This window comes from Brevibacillus gelatini (assembly GCF_050920745.1).
Classification (GTDB): domain Bacteria; phylum Bacillota; class Bacilli; order Brevibacillales; family Brevibacillaceae; genus Brevibacillus; species Brevibacillus gelatini.
In genome coordinates, this window is record NZ_CP154342.1 from 2810458 (window position 1) to 2835815 (window position 25358).

The 25358-nt window shown below is 55.8% G+C and carries 25 protein-coding genes; 3 read left to right on the forward strand and 22 right to left on the reverse strand.

Annotated features, from left to right (window positions below):
- Positions 1–93: 93 nt before the first annotated feature.
- The 6 genes from recG to AAFJ72_RS13500 form a co-directional block, all read right to left on the reverse strand.
- Positions 94–2148 (reverse strand): ATP-dependent DNA helicase RecG, encoded by a 2055-nt coding sequence (recG, locus tag AAFJ72_RS13475; protein WP_432774321.1) that lies wholly within the window; start codon positions 2146–2148, stop codon positions 94–96.
- Positions 2149–3033: an L-serine ammonia-lyase, iron-sulfur-dependent, subunit alpha gene (gene sdaAA, locus AAFJ72_RS13480; protein WP_122905794.1), complete on the reverse strand. Its 885-nt coding sequence runs from the start codon at positions 3031–3033 to the stop codon at positions 2149–2151.
- 56 nt (positions 3034–3089) lie between these two features.
- The gene (gene sdaAB / locus AAFJ72_RS13485) at positions 3090–3752 is read right to left on the reverse strand and encodes an L-serine ammonia-lyase, iron-sulfur-dependent subunit beta (RefSeq protein WP_432774322.1); all 663 of its coding nucleotides are present in this window, start codon (positions 3750–3752) and stop codon (positions 3090–3092) included.
- Positions 3753–4193: 441 nt separating this feature from the next.
- A complete protein-coding gene (locus AAFJ72_RS13490; RefSeq protein WP_122905797.1) occupies positions 4194–5048 on the reverse strand; it encodes a DegV family protein in 855 nt (284 codons plus the stop codon).
- Positions 5049–5069: 21 nt separating this feature from the next.
- Positions 5070–6767, reverse strand: a complete 1698-nt coding sequence (locus AAFJ72_RS13495) for a DAK2 domain-containing protein (RefSeq protein WP_432774323.1) — start codon at positions 6765–6767, stop codon at positions 5070–5072.
- 13 nt (positions 6768–6780) lie between these two features.
- Entirely contained in the window at positions 6781–7146 is a 366-nt protein-coding gene (locus AAFJ72_RS13500) for an Asp23/Gls24 family envelope stress response protein (protein ID WP_122905799.1), read from the reverse strand.
- 248 nt (positions 7147–7394) lie between these two features.
- On the opposite strand from AAFJ72_RS13500, the gene rpmB reads away from it, so the two are divergent.
- Positions 7395–7583, forward strand: coding sequence for a 50S ribosomal protein L28 (gene rpmB / locus AAFJ72_RS13505; protein ID WP_005831020.1), 189 nt, complete (start codon positions 7395–7397; stop codon positions 7581–7583).
- Positions 7584–7680: 97 nt separating this feature from the next.
- Here rpmB and spoVM read toward each other — a convergent pair whose 3' ends face one another.
- The 6 genes from spoVM to AAFJ72_RS13535 form a co-directional block, all read right to left on the reverse strand.
- On the reverse strand, positions 7681–7764 hold the full coding sequence (gene spoVM / locus AAFJ72_RS13510; RefSeq protein WP_005831022.1) for a stage V sporulation protein SpoVM: 84 nt from the start codon (positions 7762–7764) through the stop codon (positions 7681–7683).
- 20 nt (positions 7765–7784) lie between these two features.
- Positions 7785–7961 carry a hypothetical protein gene (locus AAFJ72_RS13515; RefSeq protein ID WP_432774324.1) on the reverse strand — a complete coding sequence of 59 codons (177 nt, stop codon included), beginning with the start codon at positions 7959–7961 and terminating at the stop codon, positions 7785–7787.
- A 208-nt stretch (positions 7962–8169) separates the two neighbouring features.
- Positions 8170–8730 (reverse strand): energy-coupled thiamine transporter ThiT, encoded by a 561-nt coding sequence (thiT, locus tag AAFJ72_RS13520; RefSeq protein ID WP_122905800.1) that lies wholly within the window; start codon positions 8728–8730, stop codon positions 8170–8172.
- 143 nt (positions 8731–8873) lie between these two features.
- A complete protein-coding gene (locus AAFJ72_RS13525) occupies positions 8874–9596 on the reverse strand; it encodes an amino acid ABC transporter ATP-binding protein (protein WP_122905801.1) in 723 nt (240 codons plus the stop codon).
- Positions 9589–10248 carry an amino acid ABC transporter permease gene (locus AAFJ72_RS13530; protein ID WP_432774325.1) on the reverse strand — a complete coding sequence of 220 codons (660 nt, stop codon included), beginning with the start codon at positions 10246–10248 and terminating at the stop codon, positions 9589–9591. The genes AAFJ72_RS13525 and AAFJ72_RS13530 overlap by 8 nt, the downstream gene beginning before the upstream one ends.
- 56 nt (positions 10249–10304) lie before the next feature.
- Positions 10305–11147 carry a transporter substrate-binding domain-containing protein gene (locus tag AAFJ72_RS13535; RefSeq protein WP_432774326.1) on the reverse strand — a complete coding sequence of 281 codons (843 nt, stop codon included), beginning with the start codon at positions 11145–11147 and terminating at the stop codon, positions 10305–10307.
- A gap of 328 nt (positions 11148–11475) precedes the next feature.
- On the opposite strand from AAFJ72_RS13535, the gene AAFJ72_RS13540 reads away from it, so the two are divergent.
- On the forward strand, positions 11476–12606 hold the full coding sequence (locus tag AAFJ72_RS13540; protein WP_432774327.1) for a M20 family metallopeptidase: 1131 nt from the start codon (positions 11476–11478) through the stop codon (positions 12604–12606).
- Between the two features lie 100 nt (positions 12607–12706).
- Complete coding sequence (locus AAFJ72_RS13545) at positions 12707–13132, forward strand: RDD family protein (RefSeq protein WP_432774328.1); 426 nt, start codon at positions 12707–12709, stop codon at positions 13130–13132.
- 115 nt (positions 13133–13247) lie between these two features.
- Here AAFJ72_RS13545 and rpe read toward each other — a convergent pair whose 3' ends face one another.
- The 10 genes from rpe to coaBC all read right to left on the reverse strand — a co-directional run bounded on the left by rpe (position 13248) and on the right by coaBC (position 25298).
- A complete protein-coding gene (gene rpe, locus AAFJ72_RS13550; RefSeq protein ID WP_432774329.1) occupies positions 13248–13895 on the reverse strand; it encodes a ribulose-phosphate 3-epimerase in 648 nt (215 codons plus the stop codon).
- The gene (gene rsgA, locus AAFJ72_RS13555; protein ID WP_432774330.1) at positions 13889–14779 is read right to left on the reverse strand and encodes a ribosome small subunit-dependent GTPase A; all 891 of its coding nucleotides are present in this window, start codon (positions 14777–14779) and stop codon (positions 13889–13891) included. Before rsgA ends, rpe begins: the two co-directional genes overlap by 7 nt.
- Positions 14780–14797: 18 nt before the next feature.
- A complete protein-coding gene (gene pknB, locus AAFJ72_RS13560; RefSeq protein WP_432774331.1) occupies positions 14798–16777 on the reverse strand; it encodes a Stk1 family PASTA domain-containing Ser/Thr kinase in 1980 nt (659 codons plus the stop codon).
- A 5-nt stretch (positions 16778–16782) separates the two neighbouring features.
- On the reverse strand, positions 16783–17538 hold the full coding sequence (locus AAFJ72_RS13565; RefSeq protein ID WP_432774332.1) for a Stp1/IreP family PP2C-type Ser/Thr phosphatase: 756 nt from the start codon (positions 17536–17538) through the stop codon (positions 16783–16785).
- 4 nt (positions 17539–17542) lie between these two features.
- A complete protein-coding gene (gene rlmN / locus AAFJ72_RS13570; protein ID WP_432774333.1) occupies positions 17543–18613 on the reverse strand; it encodes a 23S rRNA (adenine(2503)-C(2))-methyltransferase RlmN in 1071 nt (356 codons plus the stop codon).
- 200 nt (positions 18614–18813) lie between these two features.
- A complete protein-coding gene (gene rsmB / locus AAFJ72_RS13575) occupies positions 18814–20160 on the reverse strand; it encodes a 16S rRNA (cytosine(967)-C(5))-methyltransferase RsmB (RefSeq protein ID WP_432774334.1) in 1347 nt (448 codons plus the stop codon).
- A 3-nt stretch (positions 20161–20163) separates the two neighbouring features.
- Positions 20164–21114, reverse strand: a complete 951-nt coding sequence (gene fmt / locus AAFJ72_RS13580; protein WP_432774335.1) for a methionyl-tRNA formyltransferase — start codon at positions 21112–21114, stop codon at positions 20164–20166.
- Positions 21115–21119: 5 nt separating this feature from the next.
- The gene (gene def, locus AAFJ72_RS13585) at positions 21120–21596 is read right to left on the reverse strand and encodes a peptide deformylase (RefSeq protein WP_122905812.1); all 477 of its coding nucleotides are present in this window, start codon (positions 21594–21596) and stop codon (positions 21120–21122) included.
- A gap of 16 nt (positions 21597–21612) precedes the next feature.
- On the reverse strand, positions 21613–24048 hold the full coding sequence (gene priA, locus AAFJ72_RS13590) for a primosomal protein N' (protein ID WP_432774336.1): 2436 nt from the start codon (positions 24046–24048) through the stop codon (positions 21613–21615).
- Positions 24045–25298, reverse strand: coding sequence for a bifunctional phosphopantothenoylcysteine decarboxylase/phosphopantothenate--cysteine ligase CoaBC (coaBC, locus tag AAFJ72_RS13595; RefSeq protein WP_432774337.1), 1254 nt, complete (start codon positions 25296–25298; stop codon positions 24045–24047). Before coaBC ends, priA begins: the two co-directional genes overlap by 4 nt.
- Positions 25299–25358 lie beyond the last annotated feature (60 nt).

Here is a 25358-nt window from a genome sequence, read left to right on the forward strand (position 1 = left end):
TTTTGTCACGTTTTTTTGGGGAGAGTTTTTCAGCAAAACGAAAGGACCTCCTTCGCACACACAGGTGCGGCAAGAGGTCTTTTTTTTGCATGCTTAATCGAACACGATGCCATCGAGTACGCCTTCGCGCTGCAAATAATCGCGCAGCCACTGGTACGCCGGGTCCCGCCAAAAGGAGTCGTCGGCCACCAGCCGCGCCGTCTCCTGTCTGGCAACCTCCAGCGCCTTGTAGTCGGCCAACAGGTCGGCGACTTTGAACTCGGGCAAGCCACTCTGTTTGGTGCCGAAAAAGTCACCCGGTCCGCGCAATTCCAAATCGCGCTGCGACAGCTCGAAGCCATCCGTCGTCTCGCACATGACGCGCATCCGCTCTTTGCCGATCTCGGACTTCGGATCGGCAATCAGGACGCAGTACGACTGCTCCGAGCCGCGCCCAACCCGGCCGCGAAGCTGGTGCAGCTGGGCAAGTCCAAACCGCTCGGCATCGTAAATGACCATGTAGGTAGCATTCGGCACGTTGACGCCGACCTCGACCACCGTCGTCGAGACGAGAACCGCGTACTCCCCGGCGAGAAACGCTTGCATCACCGCATCCTTTTCCTTCGCAGGCAAACGGCCGTGCATGAGCCCTACGCCAAACTCCGGGAAGACGTGGGAGAGCTGGGCGTGGACATCAATTGCATTTTGCACGTCAAGCTTTTCCGATTCTTCGATCAGCGGGCAAATGACGTACGCCTGCCGCCCTTTGCGCAGCTCGTCGCGCATCTGCTCCAGGACAGCCGGGAACTGGTCGTGCTTTTTCCACGTCGTCTCAATCGGCTTGCGGCCTGCCGGCATCTGGTCGATGGTCGATACATCCATATCGCCAAACGCCGTAATCGCCAACGTGCGGGGAATCGGCGTCGCCGTCATGAACAGGACGTCGGGAGTGAGTCCCTTGCTGCGCAAAATGCGCCGCTGCTCGACGCCGAAGCGGTGCTGCTCGTCCGTAATCACCAGTCCGAGCCGTGCAAAGAACACGTCCTCCTGAATGAGCGCGTGCGTCCCGACAACGACGTCAATCAGCCCCATTTGCAGCGAGCCGATGACTTCCCGCCTGCGCTTGGTCGTCAAGGAACCGGACAACAAGGCGACCTCGATGCCGTAGTCCGCCAACAGCTTCGTCAACGACTGCACATGCTGCTCGGCGAGAATCTCCGTCGGCACCATCAAGGCTCCCTGATAGCCAGCCTTCACGGCAGCCATAAGCGCAATCGCAGCCACCACCGTTTTTCCTGAACCGACATCGCCTTGCAGCAGCCGATTCATCGCATGCGGGGCGCGCATGTCGTCCAGGATTTCCTTGACGACCCGCTTCTGCGCATCGGTCAGCGGAAACGGCAGCCCTTTGACAAACTGCCGCACTTCGTCCATCGGAATGTCCAGGGCCACCCCTTCTGAATGCTGTCGGTTAATGCGGCGCAGCATCTGTATTTTCAACTGGAATAAAAAAAGTTCCTCGAACATGATCCGCCGCCTCGCCAGCCGCCCATCCTCGGCATTTTGCGGAAAATGAATCGAATGAAACGCCTGGACGCGCGGCATCAGCCGGTAGCGCTCGACGATGTCTGGCGGCAAAATCTCCGGAATGTCCTTGCCGTATTGCACAAGCGCCTGCTGGATCGACTTGCGCAGCAGCGTATGCGTCACATCGCCGCCAAGCGGATAGATCGGGGCCAGCTCGCCCCGTTTGGCAGCCCGCTCCGAATCCACTTCGGTCATCTCGCTGACCGTAATCTGCAGCTTGTGCTTGTCCCATTTTCCCGTCACGAGAATTTCCTTGCCGGGCGAAAGTCTGCTTTTCACAAACGTCTGGTTGAACCAGACAGCCGTCACGACCACACGATCCATGACCATTTTGACAGACAGGCGCGATTTTCGTTTCCCATAAAAACGAACAGAGGGTTCGCCGTACACCGTGCCCGCCAGCGTGACCCTCTCTCCGTCTTTTACTTCTGTCAAATCGCGCACGCGGTAGTCTTCGTAGCGGGAAGGAAAATACTCCAGCAAATCACCGATGCTGTGAATCCCGAGTCCCGCAAATGCCTTCGCCCGCTCCTCCCCTACCCCGTGCAAAAGGGAGACGGGCGCTTGATACACAGAAGCCATTTACTTCTCCAGCCGTACGCCGAACACTTTCGCTTCGATCATACGGCCCGTCTGGGTAGCCGCCAGCCCGCCCTGCGCCGTTTCCTTGAGGGCAGTCGGCATGGAGCAGCCGATTCGGTACATCGCGTCAATCACTTCGTCTGTCGGGATCACGCTCTTGATACCCGCCATCGCCATGTCGGCAGCGACTGTCGCAATCGCGGCTCCCATCGCGTTCCGTTTGACACACGGCACTTCCACCAGTCCGGCTACGGGGTCACAGACCAGACCGAGCATATTTTTCAGCGCAATCGCGACTGCCTGCGCCGATTCCTCCGGCGTACCGCCCGCCATCTCGACAATCGCGGCTGCCGCCATCGCTGTCGCCGAGCCAACCTCTGCCTGACAGCCGCCCGCAGCACCGGAGATGAACGCGTTGTTGGCAATGCAATAGCCAATCGCGCCTGCGGTGAACAGGTAGTTGACCATCTGCTCGCGCGTCGGTTTCAGCTTGTCCGAAACAGCAAACAGCGTTCCCGGCACAATCCCGCAGGCTCCTGCCGTCGGCGTCGCCACGATTGTCCCCATCGCCGCGTTTACTTCGTTGACCGCAACGGACATCGAAACGGCGTTGAGCAGCGTCGGCCCGGACAGGAAAGGCTTGTTTTTCATATAGTCCTGCAGCTTTTTGGCGTCTCCGCCCGTCAGCCCGCTATGGGAGCGGATGTCTTCGGCAAGTCCGCGCTGCACGGCTTTTTCCATCACATCGAGGTTGGCGTACATGTCTTGCATGATCGCCTCTCTCGTCCGCTGGGAAACTTCCATTTCCGCTTCAATCATCACCTGGGAGATTTTTTTTCCCTGGGATTCGGCCAATTCTACCAGTTCAGCTACGTTACGAAACATCTGGTTGATTCACTCCTCTGATCCTGCTTTTCGCACTTTTGGGCTCAGGCTGCGAGCTAGAGCGAGAGCAGGGAAACGTCAAAAATATGGGGAATCTGACGAATTTCCTCCAGCACTTCTGCGGATACCGTCGAGTCCGTCTCAATCGCCATCAAGGCCCGCGAGCCGCGCTCGTGTCGGGACACTTCCATGAACCCGACATTGATCCGGTGCTCGGTCAGCACCTTGGCTACGGCGGCGATCATCCCGAAACGGTCTTCATGCAAAACGAGGAGCGTCGGCGTGTCGAAGCCAAGCTGAAAGGAAAATCCGTTTAACTCCAGCACCTCGATCTTGCCGCCGCCAATCGACACGCCGACCAGTTCAATCTGGTGCTGATCGTCGGACAGCTTGATCCGCGCGGTGTTCGGATGCTCTGTCAAAACGTCCGAAGTGGTCAAAACCACTTCCATGCCGAGTTGTTCTGCAATCGAAAGCGAATCTTTCAGGCGCAAGTCAGACGTCTCGAAGTCGAGAATCCCGGCAACTGTCGCCACGTCGGAACCGTGCCCCTGGTACGTTTTCGCAAATGATCCGTAAAAAGTTATGTCTGCCCGCTTTGGCTGACGTCCGAACAGCTTGCGAGCCACCCGGCCAATCCGGGCAGCGCCAGCCGTATGGGAACTGGATGGTCCAACCATGATCGGGCCGATGATGTCAAATACGCTTTTATACTTCAACCGGTTCTCCTCCTGAATGACAAGGGGTTCAACAAGATTCACTCTCATTGTATCCTACGGGCTGTAAAAGCGCCACATGGGAAAGTGTAGCGCCTGTTTTGCCCTGCTGCGGCGGTCGCCCCCTTTTGAAACCGCTTCCAAATCATGCCATACCTGTTCCAACAGGGGGAATTGCTGTCCTGCTTCTACTATTGTTTGTCGACTTTCCGGCCCTCTATCCGCGCGCCATCCGGGAGCATGTCAGCGTATGTGAGCAAGCGCGGCACCAGTCAGGACGAGCCTTCCGGATCATCCTTCGCTACACTGCGCATCGCGGCCTGGCCGGGGTGCTGTTCGCCGCGCTGATGATCGTCGGGTTGTTTACTATAAGTAAACAAGGCGGCGTAAAAAGCCCCCCGTCGTTTGGGAGGCTTTTCGCTATGTGTACGAGGACTTTCCTGCCTACTGCTTGACCATCAAGACAGCGAGCAGCCCTGGCCCTGTATGCGTACCGATCACGGGCCCGATCTGCACCAGGTGCGATTCCGTCACCTGAAACTCGTTTTTCACCCGCTCCAACAGCTCAGCCGCCTGCTCGTGGGCGCAGCTGTGGAGGATGGCGGCTTTGACAGGCTGGCCCTGCGCGTACTCCTGCAACGCTTCCAGGACGCGGTTGAGCGCTTTTTTCGTCCCTCTTACTTTGTCAAAAGCAGTCACATATCCCGCCGGGTCCAGCGTCAGGATCGGCTTGATGTTGAGCAGCGAGCCGATGACAGCCGAAGCGCGGCCAATCCGTCCGCCCTTTTGCAAAAATTCCAGCGTGTCGACGATGAAGTAAACCTGCACCTCATCCAGATAGCGGTCGATCTCATCGAGAATCTGCTCCTTGCTCTTCCCGGCCTGCGCAGCCTTCGCCGCTTCCACGCAAATCATCCCGTGGACAAACGAAGCTTTGCGCGAGTCGATCACGGTAATGTCCATCTTGTCATCGAGCATGGATTTGGCGATCATCGCCGATTGATACGTGCCGGACAAAGCGCCGGACAACAGGATGGCAATAATCTGCACATCGCTTCCGTACTGGTCGCAGATCGCCTTGTACGCTTCGGCAAACTCCAGCGGAGACGGCTGGGAAGTCGTCGGCAAGGCTTGTGACTCCTTCAGCTTGTCAAAAAACTCGGTGGAAGAGATCGTCACTCCGTCCAGATACGTCTCCGCCCCAAACATGACCTTCAGCGGAACAGCCACAATCCCGAGCGACTGCCTGACAGACGCATCAATATCAGACGCGCTGTCGGTAAGAATCACAACTGGCATTCTCGCGCACTCCTCTCCTCATTACTCCACGGAAAAAATGAACGGATACAGCGGCTGTCCGCCAAACTGAATCTCCACTTCCGCATCCGGGTATGTGTCCGCTACAGCTTCCTGCAACGCTTCCGCCTGCTCCTCTGTCGCGCCTTCGCCAAGGAACATCGTGATAATCCCGGTGTCCTCGTCCACCAGGCTGAGAAGCAGCGTCCTGGCGCACTCCAGCAATTCCGGTCCAGCCGTGACGATTTCTTTTTCGGCGATGCCGATAAAATCGCCTTCCTTGATCGTGACATCCCCCATCTGCGTATCGCGAACGGCATGCGTCACCATTCCCGTCTTCACCTGGGTCATGGCTTTTTCCATCAGGGAAGCGTTTGCAGCAGGCTCGGCATCCGCCTGGAATGCAAGCAAAGCGGCCAGCCCCTGCGGGATGCTCTTCGTCGGCACGACCGAAACCGGAACCTCGGCCAGCTCGGCTGCCTGCTGCGCTGCCATGACGATATTGCTGTTGTTTGGCAGGATGATGATATGTTGCGCATGCAGCCCGGCAATCGCCTTCATGAAATCTTCCGTGCTCGGGTTCATCGTCTGGCCGCCCTCGACCACGACGTGCACACCCATGCTGCGCAAAATTTTCGCGATGCCTTCACCTGCCGCAACTGCGATCAGTCCGTACGGAAGCGGCTCGCCCGCTGTCGAGGCTGTCTGTGCTTCCTTTTTGCCCTCTTCCGCCTTGAGAATGTTCGCATGCTGCTCGCGCATGTTTTCAATTTTGATCCGGTGCAGACTGCCGAACTGCTGGGCGTATTGCAAGACGCTGCCCGGATGCTCTGCGTGTATATGTACTTTGACGATCTCGTCGTCCGAAACGACCAACAGCGAGTCTCCCATCGTATCCAGATGGCTGCGGAACAGCACCTCGGAAAAAGGCTTTTTGTTCGGCTCCGTGCTGTGCGCCACATGAACCATGAATTCCGTACAGTAGCCGTACTTGATGTCCTCGGTCTTCATGTGGACTTGCGCATTGTGCTGCTCGGAAATCAGCTTGTCCAGCTCTTCCGGACTCACGGGCTGCTTGGCCTGTTCTTCGCTTCCGATATGTTCCTCGCCGCGCAAGGCGCGCAGAAAGCCTTCGTAAATAAACAAAAGCCCTTGCCCGCCTGAATCGACGACGCCTACCTCTTTTAGGACAGGCAGCATTTCCGGCGTGCGCAAGAGGGCAGCTTGCGCCTGCTCGTACGTTTTTTCCATGACAGAAACAATGTCATCCGACGTGCGTGCTGCACGCACAGCCATCTCCGCCGCTTCGCGGGCTACAGTCAAAATCGTGCCTTCCACCGGCTTCATCACTGCCTGGTAAGCAGCGTCCACACCGGACTTCAAGGCATCGGCGAACTGACGGGCATTCACCTCGTCTTTTCCATTGACTGCTTTGCTAAAACCGCGGAACAACTGGGACAAAATCACACCGGAGTTTCCCCGCGCCCCCATCAAAAGCCCTTTGGCCAGAGCAGCAGCACTGTCCGCGATTCGGGGAGATTCCTTGCGCCTTAGCTCGTCCACACCGGAAGAGAAAGTCAAATTCATGTTTGTCCCCGTATCGCCATCCGGCACAGGAAAGACGTTCAAGCCATCCACTACTCTGACGTTGGCGGATAATAGATTCGCCCCCAGGTAAACCATCCGGCTAAACAGCACGCCATCAAGATGCGTATGTACCACCTGTTGTTCCTCCTTACGAATCTCTGTCTGTACGAACTCCCTGCACAAAGATGTTGACGGCAGAGACATCAATGCCTACCATTTGCTCCAGGGTATATCTCACGCGGCGCTGCACGCTGCCTGCGACCTCGGAAATTTTCACGCCATAGCTGACGATAATATGCATGTCCAAAACGACTTCTCCGTTCGTATTATGCACGACGACACCTTTGCTCAGGTTGTCGCGGCCAAGCAGTTCGGCAATGCCATCCTTCAACGCTTTGCGGGAAGCCATGCCCACCAGCCCGAATACTTCCATGGCCGCGCCTCCGGCAATTCGTGCGATTACGTCTTCCGTAACATCGACTTTTCCCAGTGATGTGCTCATTTCCACTGTCATGCAAGGACTCCTCCTCTGGTAAACAGCTAGACCTCACGGGTAAGCATCCCCATGATGTTTCCTCAATTCTACACTAACAGATGGGAGAAATGAAGCGTTTTGTCTCCCCCGCCGCCCCGGTGAGAAAGGCGGAGCAAATCATCATGTCAAGTATTGCAATTGACAGCAATGGTGTGCTAATATAGTCAAGTATTTGTATTTCCCATCAAGGAAATCCCGTTTAGATGCAACAAGGGAGGTGGATCGTAATGGCACGTCGTTGCTTTGTAACAGGCAAATCTGCAAAAGCTGGAAACGCTCGCTCCCACTCCATGCGCGCTACTCGCCGTACTTGGGGTGTCAACGTACAAAAAGTGCGCATTCTCGTGAACGGAAAACCGAAGCGCGTTTATGTAAGCACTCGAGCACTGAAATCCGGTCTCGTAACTCGTGTGTAGTTTTTGCAAGCTACGCGAAAAAAAGCACCCTCCAAGGTGCTTTTTTGCATTTCACCGACGTTCCCTTTCCGTCTCTTTCATGAAGGAGGCCGCGTCTTTATTTTTTCTTGTTGAATGCCTCGATGATGCCGCGAATCATGCCACCCAGGAACTTCGGCAACTTGATGGTGTAAAATCGCATGCTACCCCTCCTCACCGAAATTACTTCCCACGATACAACAACCAGCCCGCCCCCATGAGTGCCGCCGCCAACAGGCTATACCAAACCCACGGAGGTGCCATGTACAGGAAAATGGTGATTCCCCCGACAGCCAACGCAACCCCGAGAACACGTCGCAAGGCGCCCCCCTGTCGCAGGCGATAGGAGCGCAATCCCATTTCTTGCTGCACCTCCTTTTAGGTGTTCTCCCAAACGTGCATATTACATCATATTCTGCTGTCGGATAAACATGTATCCTGCCACGCGAAAATGTCGATGTCCGCTAAAAAGTCAGGTGGAACGGATGACGGCGAAAAGAAAAATTCAGGCAACGCAATCGCTGCCTGAATACATTATGAAAACGATCTGTCATTTATGCAGGTCCCACTACGCCAATCGGTTGCGCGCCGGAAACAAAAGCTGCGCCGCGCTGCCCAGCACGACCGTCAGGACCACGCCGGCAATTATCATTTCCGGAACGAGGTAGGTGATGTTGTAGACGAACGAATACAGCGCGACAGGCATGCCCTCTGGCGCGTACTCGCCAAACCAGATGACCCCCGACGTAAAATGGCAAACCAGTCGGCCCAGCACCCCGACGAGCAGGCCGCCCCACAGCAGGACGATCCGCTGCATCTTTCCTTCCCGGCCCGCCAGGCGGACAAACCCGGTCAGTCCCAAAGCGGCAAAGGCCAGCGGATAATCCAGCACCGCCTGTACAGGATGAACCAAAGTAGCACCTTGCAAGAGCTGCAGCAGCCCGACAAGCAGCCCCGTAACCACGCCAGCCAACAGGCCGCGGCGAACGGCAAGCAAAGCGATCGGTACCATGACCAGCGACACGGAGCCGCCCTGCGGCATTTCAAACACCTTGATCTGACTGAATACAACCGCGAGTGCGGTCATCATCGCCATCTCCAGCAAGATGACCAATCGTTGACGATCCAATCTCCTTCACTCCTTGTATCTCCCCAAAATTTTTCGCAAAGAAGAGCAAACAGCCACTCAGGCTGTATCTGATTCTAGCCCAAGTCCCAACGGCTGTCAAAAAGAAAAGCCGCGGGCACAAGCAATCCGCGACTTCCTTTTGCTTAGCGAACCTTCTCCAGAAACTGCTTGGCCCGTTCGCTTTTCGGATTTTGGAAAAATTGTTTTGGCGGCGTGTCCTCCAGCAGTCGGCCGTCGTCCAAAAACAGAATGCGGTCAGATACTTCTTCCGCAAAGCGCATCTCATGCGTCACAATCGCCATGGTCATCCCGGTGTGGGCTAACCCTTTCATAACCTCCAGCACTTCCTTGACCATCTCCGGGTCAAGCGCGGACGTCGGCTCGTCAAACAGCATGATTTGCGGCTCCATCACGAGCGAGCGGGCGATGGCGACACGCTGCTTTTGCCCGCCGGACAATCGCGACGGGAAGACGTCGGCCTTGTCGGCCAGTCCGACACGCGCAAGCAGCTCCCGCGCCTTTTTCTCCGCCTCGCTTTTCGCCATGCCTTTTACCTTTGTCGGCGCATAGGTCAGGTTGTTCAAAACCGTCATGTGCGGGAACAGGTGAAAATGCTGGAACACCATCCCGATCTGCTGGCGAATCGCCATGACGTTTGCCTTCGGATCGGTAATTTCCTGGCCGTTGATCGTAATTTTGCCGCTGGTCGGCACCTCCAGCAGATTCATGCAGCGCAACAGCGTGGATTTCCCGGAGCCGGACGGCCCGATAATCGCCACGACCTCGCCCTTGCCGATTTCCGTGGAGATACCTTTCAGCACGTTCAGCGACCCGAATGACTTGGTAATGTTGTCGATTTTAATCACTGCGTCTCATCCTCCGTTCCACTACGCGCGCTACCCATGTCAGGATCATGACCATGACATAGTACAGGAAGCCGGCGATCAGGTATGGTTCAAAGTAGCGGAAGATGGCTCCTTTTACCACGTTCGCATTTTGCATGATGTCAGCCAGACCGATTGTGGAGACGAGCGCGGATTCCTTCAGAAGCGCAATCGTTTCGTTCACGAGCGCAGGCAAAATGTTTTTCACACCCTGCGGCAAAATGATGTCGAGCATCATGCGGCGATACGGGACGCCGAGCGCCTTGGCCGCTTCCCACTGGCCTTTGTCCACCGCCATAATCCCGCCGCGGATCGTCTCCGAGATGTACGCACCTGAGTTGAGCGTAAACGTCAGGACGGCTGCTTCCAGTTGGGAAATGTTGTAGCCGGTGAGTTGGGGAGTGGCAAAGTAGACAAACGTGAGCTGCAAAATCAGCGGGGTTCCGCGAAAGACGGAGGTATAAGCGACAGCGAGCCAATTCAGCGGCCCGAATTTAGAAATTTTGATGAGTGCGAGGATCGAGCCCCAGATGAAGCCTAAAACGACGGAAATCAATGTAACAAGCAGCGTGCCCTTTATCCCCTGCAAAATGAAAGGGATATAGGGCACGATTTGCGCAAAATCCAAATTCATGCCCGTTCCCACCTCTTGCTACGTTGCATAGTTGTAAAAAGCCTGGCGTTCAGAGATTATTGAGCGAACCATTTTTGGATCAGCTTGTCCATTTCTCCGTTTTCCTGCATTTTTTTGATGACTTCGTTGAACTTCTCTACATGTGGAGAACCTTTTGGAAACGCGATGGCGGAGCCGTTCGTTTCGTTGGATTCAATCGTAGTGAATTGCAGGGTAGGGTTGCTCGCTACGAAGCCTTTTGCCACTGTGTCCTCGATGATCGCAGCGTCGACGCGGCCAGTTTTGACTTCTTCCACAATCTCACCCAGCTTGTTCAGGGAAGTCACTTGCAAGCCTTGTACGGTTTTTTCCAGCTCTTTCGCAGCCTCTTCCTGGATGGAGCCAAGCTGTACCGCGATCTTTTTGCCAGCCAGTTGCTCCGGCTTGGTGAGGTTGCTATCTTTTTTGGAGACAATCGTATTTTTCGCTTCATAGTAGATGTCGGAGAAATCCACATTTTTTTGGCGCTCAGGTGTTGGCGTCATGCCCGCCATGACAAAATCGGCACGGTTGGCTTGCAGCGCCGGAACCAGTCCGTCGAAGTTCATGTCGGTAATCTGGATTTCATAGCCCAGTTCTTTGGCGATGTAGTTGGCAATGTCAATGTCAAACCCGACGATCTCGTCCTTGCCGCTGGTCAGATCGTGGTATTCATACGGCTTGTAGTCGGCAGATGTCGCCATGATGAGCGTCTTCTTCTCGCCAGCTTGTCCTTCTTGGCCTGCTGCTTGCTCCTGGCCTGCCGGCTGCTCCTGACCTGCGCCTGCCTGAGGCTGGTTGCCCGTGCCGCAGCCTGCGATCAGCGCCGCTGCCAGAAGAGAAGTGAATGCAAGAGAAAGAATCGATGTCCGTTTTTTCATCGTGTACCCCCGGTAGAATAAATTTACTGCAAAAGCAGCCATGCTTGCCTTGAATATTTTGCACAACAAATTATATTTATGCATGACAATGACTATTTTAATCAATAACTAAACAATTTCAATCATTTTTTCATCATCTGCTAATTATGAAAAATACAGAATTTTATACACAAATCAACTTCCTCCTTTTGTTTGTCGTGCTTGCCTCTTTCGCTAGTATGCCCGACTTCTCGCGATATGGTGACCGCTCGGCAGATTTTTCTCTGGCGAAAAGGGGCCTGAAGCTTTATAGTGCATATGAAAAGCTCGTACATAAAGGAGGAAGTTGATGATGACCAATTGGACGTCCTATTTTCGTGAGCAACTCCCGGAAATCTTGGCCGAACTGCGCTCCTACGTGGAGCTGGAAAGCCCGACCCACAACAAGCAGGCGGTCGATCGACTCGGTCAACGGATCGTCGAGCGTTTCCGCGAGCTGGGCTGCCGGATCGAGCGACTGCCGCAAGAAACATACGGCGACCAGCTGCGCATCGAATACGGCGAGGGCGAAGAACAAATTCTCGTGCTCGGGCATTTTGACACCGTGAAGGAGATCGGTACGCTGGAAAAAGAGCCGTGGCGCGAAGCGGACGGACGTGTGTACGGTCCCGGCATTTACGATATGAAGGCAGGGATCGTATTCGCCTATTTTGCCCTGCGCGCGATTATTTCGCACAAGCTTCCGCTTCAAAAAAAGCTGGTCTTTTTCTGGAATACGGACGAAGAGATCGGCAGTGTTTCCTCCGCGCAACTGATTAGGCAGGAAGCTGCACGAAGCACATACACACTGGTGCTGGAGCCCGCGGCCGGAGACGGTTCCTTGAAAACAAGCCGCAAGGGCGGCGGGGAATTTTTCCTGACCGCAACAGGGCGCGCTGCTCATGCCGGCAACGATCACGCCCTTGGGGTAAACGCGATTGAGGAACTGGCCCATCACGTCCTGGCGATTCAGTCGTTTACCGATTACGCAAAAGGAACAACCTTGTCCGTCGGCACGATCAAGGGCGGCAGCGTGTCCAACGTCGTTCCTGACTGGGCGACAGCGGAAATTGACGTCCGCATTCAAAGCCGCGAGGAAGCAGAGCGGATTACCCGGCTGATGAGCCAGCTCTCCCCTGTCCTCGCGGGCGCAGAGCTAAAGCTTGAAGGTGGCATCACCAAGCCTCCGATGGAACGGACGACTGGTACGGAAAAACTGTTTTCGCTGGCACGGGAGCAGGCGCGGCTGGAAGGCTTCGAGCTGACAGAGTGCGGTGTTGGCGGAACCAGTGACGGCAATTTTGCCGCAGACGCCGGATGCCCGACACTCGACGGGCTCGGCCCTGTCGGAGACGGTGCCCACGCTGCTCACGAGCATATCGTCGTCGAGGCGATTCCTGGAAGAATTGCGGTTTTGCTGCGGCTGTTTACGAGCCTGTAAAACAATGCTTCTTCCTCACTCCATCGCTTTTTCGTGAAATACTTTCGACTGACCACACATATACATTCCCTAGTCTCGGAAAAAGAAAGGAAGGGTACGGATGGAACATGCTGCACCATTGCCAAGCAATCCCGTCGGATTTTGGCGGCGTCTCGGAGCATCCCTGCTGGACGGACTGATTATCGGTGTGCCTCTGGCTATCATCAGCTTTTGGATTACCGGCAATGCTGAAGACAATCTCGTGACCAATCTGCTCTCCACGCTGTACAGCCTGCTCGTCCCCGTGTTTTGGTCCGGCTATACGGTCGGCAAAAGAATCGTCGGCGTGCGCATCGCCCGCGTGGACGGCGAACCTGTGGGGATCGGCACGATGCTATTGCGCGTGCTGGTCGGCATGATGCTCGTCTATGGCTTGACGTTTGGCCTGGCCGCCATCGCGAGTCTCGTCATGGTATGTGTGCGCAAAGACAAGCGCGCGATTCACGATCTGATTGCAGGGACGTATGTAACTTCTGATCGTCCCTAGCAGATGATCTGTCTGAAAAAAGTGGAAAAAGTCGAGCGCTTCTTTTTTTCCGCACGCCAAAAAGCCATCTGCGCTGTTTTGTAGCAGATGGCTTTTTGCTGTTTGTCGCTTTGCTTTATCCGCGAATGGCTGCAATCGCTTTTGCGCGATCAGGCTGGTTGAACACTGCGCTGCCTGCGACGAGTACAGTCGCTCCCGCCTCTTCGCACAGGCGCGCCGTTTCCGCGTTGACGCCGCCGTCGATCTCGATCTCGACATGGCCCAGTCCGCGCTCGTCCAGCATGTCGCGCAGCGTCTTGATTTTCGGCACGACGTTGTGAATGAATTTTTGCCCGCCAAACCCAGGGTTGACGGTCATCAACAGCACCATGTCCAGATCAGGCAATACATGCTCGATAGTGGAAATCGGGGTGGCCGGATTGAGCACAACGCCCGCCTTCACGCCCTGCTCTTTAATCAGATAGAGCGTTCTGTGCAGGTGGCGGCACGCTTCCTGATGAACCGTGATCCAGTCCGCCCCGCTTTTGGCAAACTGCGGAATGTAGCGGTCAGGTTCCTCAATCATCAGATGCACGTCCAGCGGCAGCTTGGTCACGGGACGAATCGCCTCGACGATCAATGGCCCGATTGTGATGTTCGGCACAAAATGTCCATCCATCACATCCACGTGAATCCAGTCTGCTCCCCCGCGCTCGACATCGAGAATCTCCTCGCCCAGCCGGGCAAAATCCGCTGACAGGATAGAAGGTGCAATTTTTACCATGGTTTGTTCCTCCGTTGATATTCTTTCAGCTCTTCGCGGAACTGTTTGTAGTGTTCGTAGCGTTCCTCACTCAGTTTGCCCTCTTTGAGCGCCGCCTGGACGGCACATGACGGCTCGCTAAGGTGGAGACAACCGCGGAATTTGCAGTCAGGGCTGAGGGCGGCAAAGTCACGGAATGACTCGGCCAGGTCCAGCTCGGTAAAATCGATGAACTCCAGCGAGCTAAAGCCTGGCGTGTCGGCCACATAGCCGCCGCCCGGAAGCGGGATCAGCTCGACGTGGCGGGTTGTATGCTTGCCGCGTCCCAACTTGTGGCTGACATCTCCTGTCTGCAGACTGACGCCGGGGAACAGCTTGTTAATCAGCGATGATTTTCCGACGCCTGACTGCCCGGCGAAAACGGTGATCCGGTCGTGCAAAATCGAACGCACTTCCTCCAGGCCGCGTTCGTCTACCGTCGATGTCGGAATCACCTGATAGCCGATCGCCTCGTATTTGCGCACGATGACGTCCACTTCTTCCTGGGATACCTGATCGGCCTTGGACAGGACAATGACGGAGTCGATCCCGACACGCTCGGTATGGGCCAAAAACTTGTCCAAAAGAAGGGAGCTAAACATCGGCTTGTACATGGAAAAGACGAGAACAGCCTGATCTACATTGGAAATGGGCGGGCGGACCAGCTCATTGGTCCTTTCGCCCACCTCCATGACATAGCCTTCTTCTTCGTTGATCGCATCGTAGACGACCCAATCGCCCACGAGCGGCGTTACCTTGGCGCCTTTTTTCTTGAACAGCCCTCTTGCCCGACAACTGTAGATGCGCCCCTCATCGGCTACATAGTAAAAGCCGCTCAGCGCTTTCACAATTCGTCCTTCTGGCATTCATGTCCCTCCACTATCTTACGGCAAGCTGGTATATGAGATCGGAATGGTTTGATAATCCCTGAATTCGGTGTCGTTCTGCCTTTTGACTGTTGCGCGGACGACAGCGTCTTTTTGCGGCGAGAGAACGACTGGCACGTCGTACTCCTTGTTTTCTGCAACCGTTTCTTGCAGGAATACTTTTGCTTCGCCGCGCGCGTCTGTCACTTCAATCTTGACTTCCATCGTCTCGCCCGGCACTACTTCCACGTACACTGTGGCTACAGCAGACTTGGCGTCCTGCGGATACTGTCCGTTGCTGACTGTCAGCGGAACGGTTACGCCTTTTTGCACCTTCATGCCCGGATCGTACGGATGCGTGCTCAGCACTTCGCCCGCCTTGTCGGTCGTATAGGTTGGCACTTCCTTGATCTCTACCCCAAGACCTAGTTTGAACAGTTCCACTTGTGCCGCTTCCGCGGATTTGCCGCGCACGTCCGGCATCGAGACAAACGCTTTGCCTTTGCTGATCGTCACCTTCACGTTCGTCTTGCCCGGATACACCTTTTCATTCGCTTCCGGCGACTGCTTGATGACCGTTCCGACTTCGGCCTTGTCGTCCTCTTCCTCTACGAACGTGACCATTTCCATTTTGAAGCCGTTCTTTTTCAACGTTTCCTCCGCTGTTGCCCGCGGCAGAGTGACCAGATTCGGCATGTCGATCTGCTCCTGGCCTTTGCTGACGTACAAGGTGACGACAGCCTTTTCCTTCAACCTCATCGGCGGTGCCGGGTCTTGCGTGATGACTATGCCTTTTTCTAACGTTTCGTCTGCTTGTTCCACTATTTGCGGTACGAGATTTTGCTCCTTGATTTTTTCCTCGGCGAGTTCCACTTTCATTCCTTCCACGTACGGAACAGTCACCTCCGGTATGGATGGAACCACATTCAACAGGAAGTTGAAGCCGAATATCCCAAGCAAGAAAAACAGACCGATGCCTCCTGCCCAAAGCAGCGCCTTGACCCACCATTTTTTCGGCGGTTTGTCATCCTCTTCATCTGCGGTCGACTCGTGGCGGCTGCGCTGGCCGCCTCCGGTTCGGCTGCTCGTATGCCCTTCCATCATCTCCGGTGTAATAATCGGGACAACCCGCGTCATCTCCTCATCCACCGGGAAGGTCAGCTTTTCTTCGTTCAACCGTTCCGGAAACAGGCACGTCTCCAAATCTTCGAGCATTTCCCGCGCAGATGCGTACCGGAGAAACGGATCTTTGACCAGCGCCTTCAAAATGACGTTTTCCACGCTTTGCGGAATGTTCGGGTTTACCTGGCGCGGCTCGGGCAGCGGCTCCTGCAGATGCTTGAGCGCCACGGAGATCGGCGAATCGCCGGAAAACGGCAGCTCCCCTGTCACCATCTCATACAAGACGATTCCCAGTGAGTAAATATCGGACTTTTCTCCCGTAATGCCGCCGCGCGCCTGCTCTGGCGAAAAATAATGGACAGAGCCAAGCATGGCGTTCGTATGGGTGATCGTAGCAGAAGTTACGGCGCGCGCGATACCGAAGTCCGTCACCTTCACTCTGCCATTTTTTCCGATCATGATATTGTGCGGCTTGATGTCTCTGTGGATAATCTTGTTTTGATGCGCGTGATCGAGTGCATCGCAAATTTGCCCGGCGATGCGCACCGCCTCTTCTACAGGCAATGCCCCACGCTGGATAATGACTTCCTTGAGCGTGCAGCCTTCTATGTACTCCATCACCATGTAGTGCGTGTCGCCGTCCTGGCCTACATCGTACACCCCGACCACATTGGGGTGAGACAAGCTTGCCACCGCCTGCGCTTCACGCCGAAACCGGTTGACAAAGTCTTCGTCCGTCCCAAACTGCGAGCGCAGCACCTTGACGGCCACCGGACGATTCAGGACCAGATCCCTGGCTTTGTACACAATCGCCATACCGCCTCCACCGACGCGGGATTCCAATTGATACCGTCCTCCCAGTCGTTGACCTTCCATCTCTCTCACCCCTCTTTCTGACCGACGTCAAGCTTTTTTTGGACAGCAACCAGCGTAATGTTGTCTTCCCCACCGGCATCCAGTGCTTCCTGCACCAGACCGTCCACTTTTGCTTGCAGCGATATCTGTTTCTGTAACCACTTTTCCAGAGAGGCATGGCCTACCTTGTTTGTGAGGCCGTCCGAGCAGATAAGGACGACATCGCCCTCTGACCACTCGAAATGCCCCAAATCAATCAACACATCCGGCTCTGTACCGAGCGAACGCATAATGACGTTTCGATGCGGATGGACAGACGCTTCTTCCTCGGTAATTTGTCCGCTTTTCAACAACTCGTTCACGAGCGAATGGTCCTCTGTCTTCATCACAAGTCCGTCTTTGTTGTAAAAATACAGACGGCTGTCGCCAATATGGGCGGTGATAACGGAAGATTCTCCCAACAGCGCCGCCACAACGGTCGTCCCCATCCCGCTGCACTCCGGATGGCTTACAGCGTAATCGTAAACTTCCTTATTGGCGAGCAGGACGGCATTCATCAGCTGCTCGCGTGCATCTTCTGCATCGAGCTGCCCATCCAGGTGACGCAGTTCTTTCACGATTCGCTCAACAGCAAGGCGGCTGGCAATGTCACCAGCCTGGTGACCGCCCATACCGTCTGCAACAATGGCCAGCACGCGTCCGTTCAGATCGGCAACACAGGCATAGTAGTCCTCATTTACCTGACGGACGCGGCCAACATGGGATTTCATCGCGATTTCCATGGCTTCACCCCACGGTTTCTTTAGCGTGTTGTGCCCTCAGCTGACCGCAGGCAGCGGCAATATCGCTGCCATGCTCCCGTCTGATGGTCACATTGATTCCCTTCTCCTCCAAAATGCGTTTGAACCGAAAAATTTCATTGCGTGGTGTACGCACGTAATCGCGCTCGGGCACGTAGTTGACCGGAATCAGGTTGACGTGGCACAGCATGTCTTCGATCAGATCGGCCAGTTCCTCGGCATGCTCAGGCTGATCGTTTTTCCCGCCGAACAAACCGTACTCGAAGCTGATCCGGCGACCTGTCTTGTTAATATAATGACGACATGCTTCCATCAGCTTGTCAAGGGGAAAGCCGCGGTTGATCGGCATCAGTTGGCTGCGCAGCTCCGTATTTGGCGCGTGCAGGGAGATGGCCAGGTTCACTTGTCCGCCGCGCTCGGCAAACTCGTAAATTTTCGGCACAATGCCGCTGGTCGAAACGGTAATATGCCGCGCGCCAATGTTCAATCCCCGGTTGTCGTTGATGATCGACAAAAAGGCCATCAGACTCTCGAAGTTTTCGAACGGCTCGCCAATCCCCATGACCACGACGTGGCTGACGCGCTCGCCCTCTGCATCGAGCTTGCGCTGGGCCATCAGTACCTGGGAAACGATCTCGCCCGCATCGAGGTTGCGCTTCAGCCCGCCGAGCGTGGAGGCGCAAAACGTGCAGCCGATCCGGCAGCCGACCTGCGTCGTCACACAGATGCTGTTTCCGTAGTTGTGGCGCATGATGACTGTCTCAATGGCGTGACCATCCACGAGCTGGAACAAAAACTTGATCGTTCCGTCCGTCGATTGCTGGTGCGTAATTTCTTTCAAGGAGTCCAGGCGGAACGTCTCGGCGAGCTTTTGCCGCAGGCCCTTGGAAAGATTGCTCATCTCATCAAAAGAAGTCACACGCTTAACGTACAGCCAGTCAAAAATTTGCTGGGCACGGAAAGCCTTGTCCCCTGCGCTGATGAGCCATTCTTTCAGTTCGTCTTGAGTCAAGCTGTAAATAAGCGGCTTTTCGCCTGTAAATGTCGTGAACGGCATGTCTTTTCCACATCCTCAAAATCATTGCTTGCACAAATCGTCATTCTATCATTGTACCTCGGCTTTGTTCACGCTTCAAACGGTTTTGGCATCCATTTCAGAAATGCATCCCTTTTCCTAGTCTAAACCAATCTGCAACAGCGCAAACAAAGGCAAAGGAGTGGCGTTTTCCACAGTCGGCGCGCCACCCCTTTTTGTTGCTATCGTTTTCGTTTCAGACGCGCGATAAAGAAGCCGTCACTCTCAAAATGATGCGGCAAAATCTGCACGCATGCCCCTGTCTCGTCCACGTGCGCCCTGGCGGCCTGCGGCAAGTCCTGGGCAAGTGTCTCATCCAGCACAAAGTCGGGATGTTCCTTGACGAAGCGCCGGACGATCTCCTGGTTTTCCTTTGGCTCAATCGTGCACGTGCTGTAGACGAGAATGCCATCTGCGGCAAGCATCGGCGCCAGCGCCTTGAGCAGCTCGTACTGCAGCTGGGCAATCGCGCGAACGTCTTCTGGTGTTTTGTTCCATTTCAAATCGGGCTTGCGCCGGATGACGCCAAAGCCTGAGCACGGCGCATCGAGCAAAATCCGGTCGAACGTCCCCAGACCTCTGTCTGGCAAGTCGAGCGCATCGCTTGTGATCGGCTCGATGATGGAGATGCCGAGCCGCTTGGCCGTTTGCGCAATCAGATCGCGCTTGTGCGGATGCAGATCGCAGGCGACGATGTGGCCGCGATTTTCCATCAGCTCGGCTATATGCGTCGTTTTTCCGCCGGGAGCGGCGCAGGCGTCAAGGACGCGCATGCCTGGCCTTGCAGCAAGTGCAGGCGCGACCAGCATGGAACTTTCGTCTTGAATGGTGAAGTAGCCTTCGCGGAACAGGCGCGAGCCGGCGGCATGCCCGCCCTCTACCAAAATCGCTTGCGGGCTGAGCGCGGATGGTCGGGCCGCTGTTTCTTCTGCCGCGAGCTTGTCCAGCAATTCGGCCGCGTTCGTTTTTAACGAATTGACGCGAATCGAGCTGTGCGGATGGCGATTGTTGGCTTCACAGATGGCGATGGTTGTTTCTTCGCCGTACACCGCAAGCCACTGCCGCACGAGCCATTCCGGATGGGAATGCGCAACGGCAATCTGCTGGGCGCGGTCGCCTTTCGGCAGGCGCTCCCACACATCCGGCTGGCGCAAAACATTGCGCAAAACGCCGTTGACCATTGAAACAATCCCCTGGTGCCCGCGCCGCTTCGCGATTTCCACGGCTTCGTGCACGGCTGCGCGCTCGGGGATGCGGTCCAGAAAGCGGATCTGGTACAGACTCATCCGCAGCAGGTTGCGCACCCATATTTGCAGCTTTTTGTTGCCGACAAACTGGGACAGGACATGATCGAGCGTGAGCTTCCGCTGGATCGTTCCGTACACCAGCTCTGTCACCAGTCCCGTATCTGCCGCGCTGAGCTGCGCGCGATCCAGCACGACTCTCAGCTCCAGGTTGCTGTACGACTTTTGTTCCTCGACTCGATTTAATACATCCAGGGCAATATCACGAGCTCCCTTTTTTGCCACGGGCTATTCTCCTACCTTTGTGCCGATTTCTATGCTGCTGCCCGCCCCGCGCAAAAAGTCGAGAGCACTCATCCGTTTTTTGCCTTCCGGCTGCAATTCGGTGATTTTGACCGCACCGCTGCCGCAGGCGACAACCAGGCCGTCTTCTTCGCGCGCGATAATCGTTCCCGGTTCCTTGCCGCTGTTTACTTCGGGCAGTTTTTCCACCCACCACAGCTTCCATACTTTTCCTGTGTAAGTCGTGAAGGCGACAGGCCATGGATTCAGGCCGCGCACCTGGTTGTAAATTTGCTCGGCGGATTTCGTCCAGTCAATTTTTTCGTCGGCCCGCTTGATATTTGGCGCAAACGTCGCCGCTGAGTGATCCTGCGCTTCTGGCTGAATCTCCCCTGCCAGCAGGCGAGGCACCGTTTCAAGCAAAAGCCGGGAGCCAGCCGCAGCCAGCTTGTCATGCAAAAGACCGACAGTATCGCGTTCCTCGATTGGCACGACGACCTTGGACAGCATGTCCCCTGCATCGAGCACCTCTACCATGTACATGATCGTCACGCCCGACTCGGCTTCACCGTCGACAATCGCTTTATGGATCGGTGCGCCGCCGCGGTATTTCGGCAAAAGCGAGGCGTGTACGTTGATGCAGCCAAACTTCGGCGCCTCCAGCAGTCGCTTCGGCAAAATTTGTCCGTATGCCGCCGTCACGATCAGGTCGGGAGACAGCGCCAGCACTTCTTCCAGCGCTTCCTCCGCCTTGATTTTTTCCGGCTGCAAAACGGCAAGTCCATGACGCAAAGCCGCCTCCTTGACAGGGGGCGGCGTCAACACTTGCTTGCGTCCTACGGGACGATCCGGTTGTGTCACGACACCAATCACGTTGTAGCCTGCTTCGATGAGCGCATCAAGGCTCGACACCGCGAAGTCAGGCGTACCCATAAACAGGATGCGAGCATCTTTCAAATCAATTATTCCCCTTCCTCTTCCGGGTTCACCTGATAGACCTTTTCGGCTACATCAATAAACAGTACGCCATTCAGGTGATCGATTTCATGCTGGGCGCAGCGGGACAACAAGTCTTCTGCCTCCAGCTCGATTTCGTTGCCATAGCGATCTTGTCCGCGCAGCTTGATCCATTGGTGGCGGCGAACATCTCCGCGCAGTCCGGGGATGCTCAGGCAGCCTTCCGGATAGTCAAACTGCTCGCCTCTAAAATCGACGATTTCCGGGTTGACCATCTCGATCAGTCCATCGCCGCAATCCATGACAATCACGCGCTTGGAAATGCCTACCTGCGGTGCAGCCAAGCCTACGCCCTCTGCATCGTACATCGTGTCAGCCATGTCGTCCAACAGCTTGTGCAGGTTGGCATTGAACTTGGTGACCTTGATTGCCTTTTCACGCAAAATCGGATCTGGATGCTTTACAATTGTGCGAATTGCCATGTGAATTGTATCCTCCCTAAAGCAGTACGTACGGATCGACGTCGATCGTCATCAATACCTTCTGCTGTTTGTTCCACTCTTCAAATGCCGCTGCGGCCTGGGCCAGCAGATCGGACAGTTGCGGTTCATCACGATATTTTAGCATGATCTGAAAACGAAATCTATCCTTCACACGCGCAATCGGTGATGCGACTGGCCCAAGCACGATTGTCGTCCGGGCGAGACGCGGCCGCAAAAAGTCCGCCAGCATATGCGCGCCGCGGATGACGACAGGCAAATCCTCGTGGCTGAACGTGATGAGCACCAGCCGGAAATACGGCGGATACCCTGTACGCCTGCGCTGCAGCATTTCATCCCGGTAGAACGCCGGATAGTCGTGCCGCGTGGCGTGCACGATGCTGTAATGCTCAGGGGCGTACGTCTGGATGACGACATCTCCCGCCAGCTCATGCCGCCCCGCGCGTCCTCCGACCTGCGTGAGCAGTTGGAACGTCTTTTCTGCCGCACGAAAATCAGGCAAATGCAGCGAGCTGTCCGCCGCGATAATGCCCGCCAGCGTCACGCGCGGAAAATCGAGCCCTTTGGCGATCATTTGCGTCCCGAGCAGCACGTCGCCCTGCCCGTTGCGAAATTTGTTCAGCAACTCCTCATGCGCCCCTTTGCGCGAGGTCGTGTCCACGTCCATCCGGATGACGCGGATGCCGGGAAACAGCTTCGCCAACTCCGCCTCCACCTTTTGCGTCCCTGTGCCGAAAAAGCGGATATGCTCGCTCTGGCATTCCGGGCAGTGCGCAGGCTGGACGATTGTGTAGCCGCAGTAATGACAGCGTGCCGTATGGTTCGTTTTATGGTAGGTCAACGAGATGTCACAATGAATGCAGCGCATCGTATAGCCGCACGAACGGCACATGACAAACGTGGAAAAGCCGCGACGGTTCAGGAAAATGACCATCTGCTCGCCTTTTTCAAGCCGATCGGCAATCATTTCGTGCAGCTTGCGGCTGAACATGGAGCGATTTTCCGCATGCAGCTCCTCGCGCATATCGACGACGTGCACCTGCGGCATCGGACGATTACCTACCCGTTCGGGCATTTCCAACAGTTCGTACCTGCCGCGCGTAGCCAGGGCGTACGTCTCCAGGGCGGGAGTCGCACTCCCCATCAGCAGGACAGCGTCGTTTTTTTTCGCTCGCCAGAGGGCGACTTCCCGCGCGTGATAGCGCGGCGTTTCTTCCTGCTTGTAGGAGCTTTCATGTTCCTCGTCGATCACAATCAGCCCGACATTGCGAAACGGAGCGAAAATGGCCGAGCGCGCCCCGACCACGACCTTTACCTCGTTGCGGATAATTTTGCGCCACTCGTCGTAGCGCTCTCCCTGCGACAAGGCACTGTGCAGTACAGCGACATCGGCACCAAAGCGCGCCTTGAACCGCTCCACCATTTGCGGTGTCAAGGAAATTTCCGGCACGAGAAAAATCGCTTCGCGTCCTTTGGCCAGCGTCTGTTCGATTGCCTCCAGATACACTTCCGTCTTGCCGCTGCCGGTTACGCCATGCAGCAAGTACGAAGCGTACGTGCCCATTTTTATAGATTGCAAAATTGATGCCAAAACCTGCTGCTGAAGCGGGGTAAAGTCTGGCTTCGGCTTGTCGGCAAAGCGGCGGTTGGCATACGGATCGCGGTACACCTCTACCTGCTCGATGGAAACAAACCCCTTTTTTTCCAGACTCTTCAGCGACGCGCGGCTGATTCCGTACTCTGTCTGCAGCATCTGGATGGAAAAAGACTGGCCTTCATGCATCTGGAGCAGTTCGAGCGCCCGCTTCATCTGCTCTGCCCGCGCTGGCAAGGAGCGAATTGCTTCTGCCAGCTCAGGTCCACTGAGCAGGCTGCGCACAAACGATTGCTGCTTGCGCGTAATTCTGTCAGTCACCTGATATTCCGTCGCCACCAAACCGCTTGATATAAAGCCCGGCACGAGCAAAACCTCGTCGGGAAACTGTTTTTCCACCTCTGCGAGCGGCATTTGCCGTTTGCGGAACAGCTCCCACAAGAGCCCCGAGTTGCCGCACGCTTCTCTTTCCAGCGCCGCTGTTGCGACCAGCCATTTTTCCGACTTGCCTTTCAGGACGGCGGGGATCATCGCCTGGACGGCTGTCACCCACGGACACAAGTATTGGCGGGACATCCACTCGCCAAGCTCCAGCAACTCCGGCGTGAGCGGAGGCGTATCATCCAGCACCTGCTCGACGTCCCTCAGACGCGAGGAAGTGATTTCCCCCTCCCCCTGCTCTGCAATTCCGATCACGTATCCTTGCAGCTTGCGTGGCCCAAACGGGACGATGACCCTGCTGCCCACGCGAATCAACGGGCTGAGCCAGGACGGTACCTTGTAGTCAAAAGGGCGGTTCGTTCGATTGACAGGTACGTCCACAATCACCTGGGCGATCATGACAGCTCCGACAGCGGCTTTTGCTGCAGCTTCAACAGCACGGCATCAAACAGCTTGTCGGCCACAGCCCGCTTGCTCAGTTTTTCCAGCGCCAATTGCTCACCGTCTCGCGTCAAAAGCGTGACGATATTCGTATCGCTGCCCATTCCGGCACCTTCCAAAAGGACGTTGTTGGCTACGATCATATCGAGGTTTTTTCGTTCCAGCTTCGACTGCGCATGCTGCAGCACATCTTGCGTCTCGGCAGCAAACCCGACGACAAACTGCTTCGTTTTGCGCTCGCCGATTGTCTTTAAAATATCAGGCGCTTTGTCCAGCTCCAGCACGAGGGGGCCGTCGCCTTTTTTCATTTTATGCGCCTGCACTGTTTTCGGCCGATAGTCGGACACAGCAGCCGACTTCACGACGATGTCGCTCTGCGGCAAATGCGCCATGACGGCGTCAAACATCTCCTGCACCGATTCGACGGCGACGAACTCGACACCCGCTGGCCGCGGCAGCGCGGTCGGTCCGCTAATCAACGTCACTCTTGCCCCTCTGTCGCGCGCCGCCTCCGCAATGGCATAGCCCATCTTGCCCGATGCGTGGTTGGTGATGTAGCGAACCGGATCGATTTTTTCCCGGGTCGGTCCAGCCGTGACGAGTACGTGCTTGTCCAGCAAGTCTTGCTTCACTGCTATCTGCGTGTCTCGCGCAGCTTCTTGCGCAAACCAGTTTTGCACCGCCTCGACGATTTCTTCCGGCTCGGCCAGACGGCCTTTCCCGACCCAGCCACAGGCCAGCAGCCCAACGCCTGGCTCCACAAACCGGTAGTCAAACGACGCCAGCTTTTCCATATTGGCGGCAACCGCCGGATGCTCGTACATGTTCACGTTCATCGCAGGCGCGATCATCACCGGAGCTTTCGTCGCAAGCAGCATCGTCGTCAACATGTCGTCCGCGATGCCGTTTGCGATTTTGCCGATGACATTGGCCGTTGCGGGAGCAATCAGCACCAGATCGGCCTTGTCCGCGAGATCAATGTGACTGATGACGTGCGGGTCTGGCTCCGAAAATGTGTCCGTGTAGACAGGCTGGTGGGACAATGCCTGAAACGTCGCGGGCTGGACGAATTTCATCGCATTTTCCGTCAGGATCACATGCACCTGTGCGCCGGCCTGCGTCAGCTTGCTTGTGAGCGCAGCCGCCTTGTAGGCCGCAATCCCGCCACAGACACCGAGCACAATTCGTTTTTCTGCGAGCGAATTCAATTGGAACTCCCCTTTCTTCCCTATCCGAAAAAAACAACCTGCATACAGGTTGTTTTTTTC

Coding starts and splice junctions, on each gene's coding strand:
- AAFJ72_RS13545 (WP_432774328.1), top strand. CDS start 12,707: ATGGAACATGCTGCACCATTGCCAAGCAATCCCGTCGGATTTTGGCGG.
- AAFJ72_RS13540 (WP_432774327.1), top strand. CDS start 11,476: ATGATGACCAATTGGACGTCCTATTTTCGTGAGCAACTCCCGGAAATC.
- AAFJ72_RS13490 (WP_122905797.1), bottom strand. CDS start 5,048: ATGCCAGTTGTGATTCTTACCGACAGCGCGTCTGATATTGATGCGTCT.
- rpe (WP_432774329.1), bottom strand. CDS start 13,895: ATGGTAAAAATTGCACCTTCTATCCTGTCAGCGGATTTTGCCCGGCTG.
- AAFJ72_RS13515 (WP_432774324.1), bottom strand. CDS start 7,961: ATGGGATTGCGCTCCTATCGCCTGCGACAGGGGGGCGCCTTGCGACGT.
- AAFJ72_RS13530 (WP_432774325.1), bottom strand. CDS start 10,248: ATGAATTTGGATTTTGCGCAAATCGTGCCCTATATCCCTTTCATTTTG.
- AAFJ72_RS13535 (WP_432774326.1), bottom strand. CDS start 11,147: ATGAAAAAACGGACATCGATTCTTTCTCTTGCATTCACTTCTCTTCTG.
- spoVM (WP_005831022.1), bottom strand. CDS start 7,764: ATGCGATTTTACACCATCAAGTTGCCGAAGTTCCTGGGTGGCATGATT.
- rsgA (WP_432774330.1), bottom strand. CDS start 14,779: ATGCCAGAAGGACGAATTGTGAAAGCGCTGAGCGGCTTTTACTATGTA.
- pknB (WP_432774331.1), bottom strand. CDS start 16,777: ATGGAAGGTCAACGACTGGGAGGACGGTATCAATTGGAATCCCGCGTC.
- rlmN (WP_432774333.1), bottom strand. CDS start 18,613: ATGCCGTTCACGACATTTACAGGCGAAAAGCCGCTTATTTACAGCTTG.
- recG (WP_432774321.1), bottom strand. CDS start 2,148: ATGGCTTCTGTGTATCAAGCGCCCGTCTCCCTTTTGCACGGGGTAGGG.
- priA (WP_432774336.1), bottom strand. CDS start 24,048: ATGATCGCCCAGGTGATTGTGGACGTACCTGTCAATCGAACGAACCGC.
- def (WP_122905812.1), bottom strand. CDS start 21,596: ATGGCAATTCGCACAATTGTAAAGCATCCAGATCCGATTTTGCGTGAA.
- sdaAA (WP_122905794.1), bottom strand. CDS start 3,033: ATGTTTCGTAACGTAGCTGAACTGGTAGAATTGGCCGAATCCCAGGGA.
- rpmB (WP_005831020.1), top strand. CDS start 7,395: ATGGCACGTCGTTGCTTTGTAACAGGCAAATCTGCAAAAGCTGGAAAC.
- AAFJ72_RS13500 (WP_122905799.1), bottom strand. CDS start 7,146: ATGACAGTGGAAATGAGCACATCACTGGGAAAAGTCGATGTTACGGAA.
- AAFJ72_RS13565 (WP_432774332.1), bottom strand. CDS start 17,538: ATGGAAATCGCGATGAAATCCCATGTTGGCCGCGTCCGTCAGGTAAAT.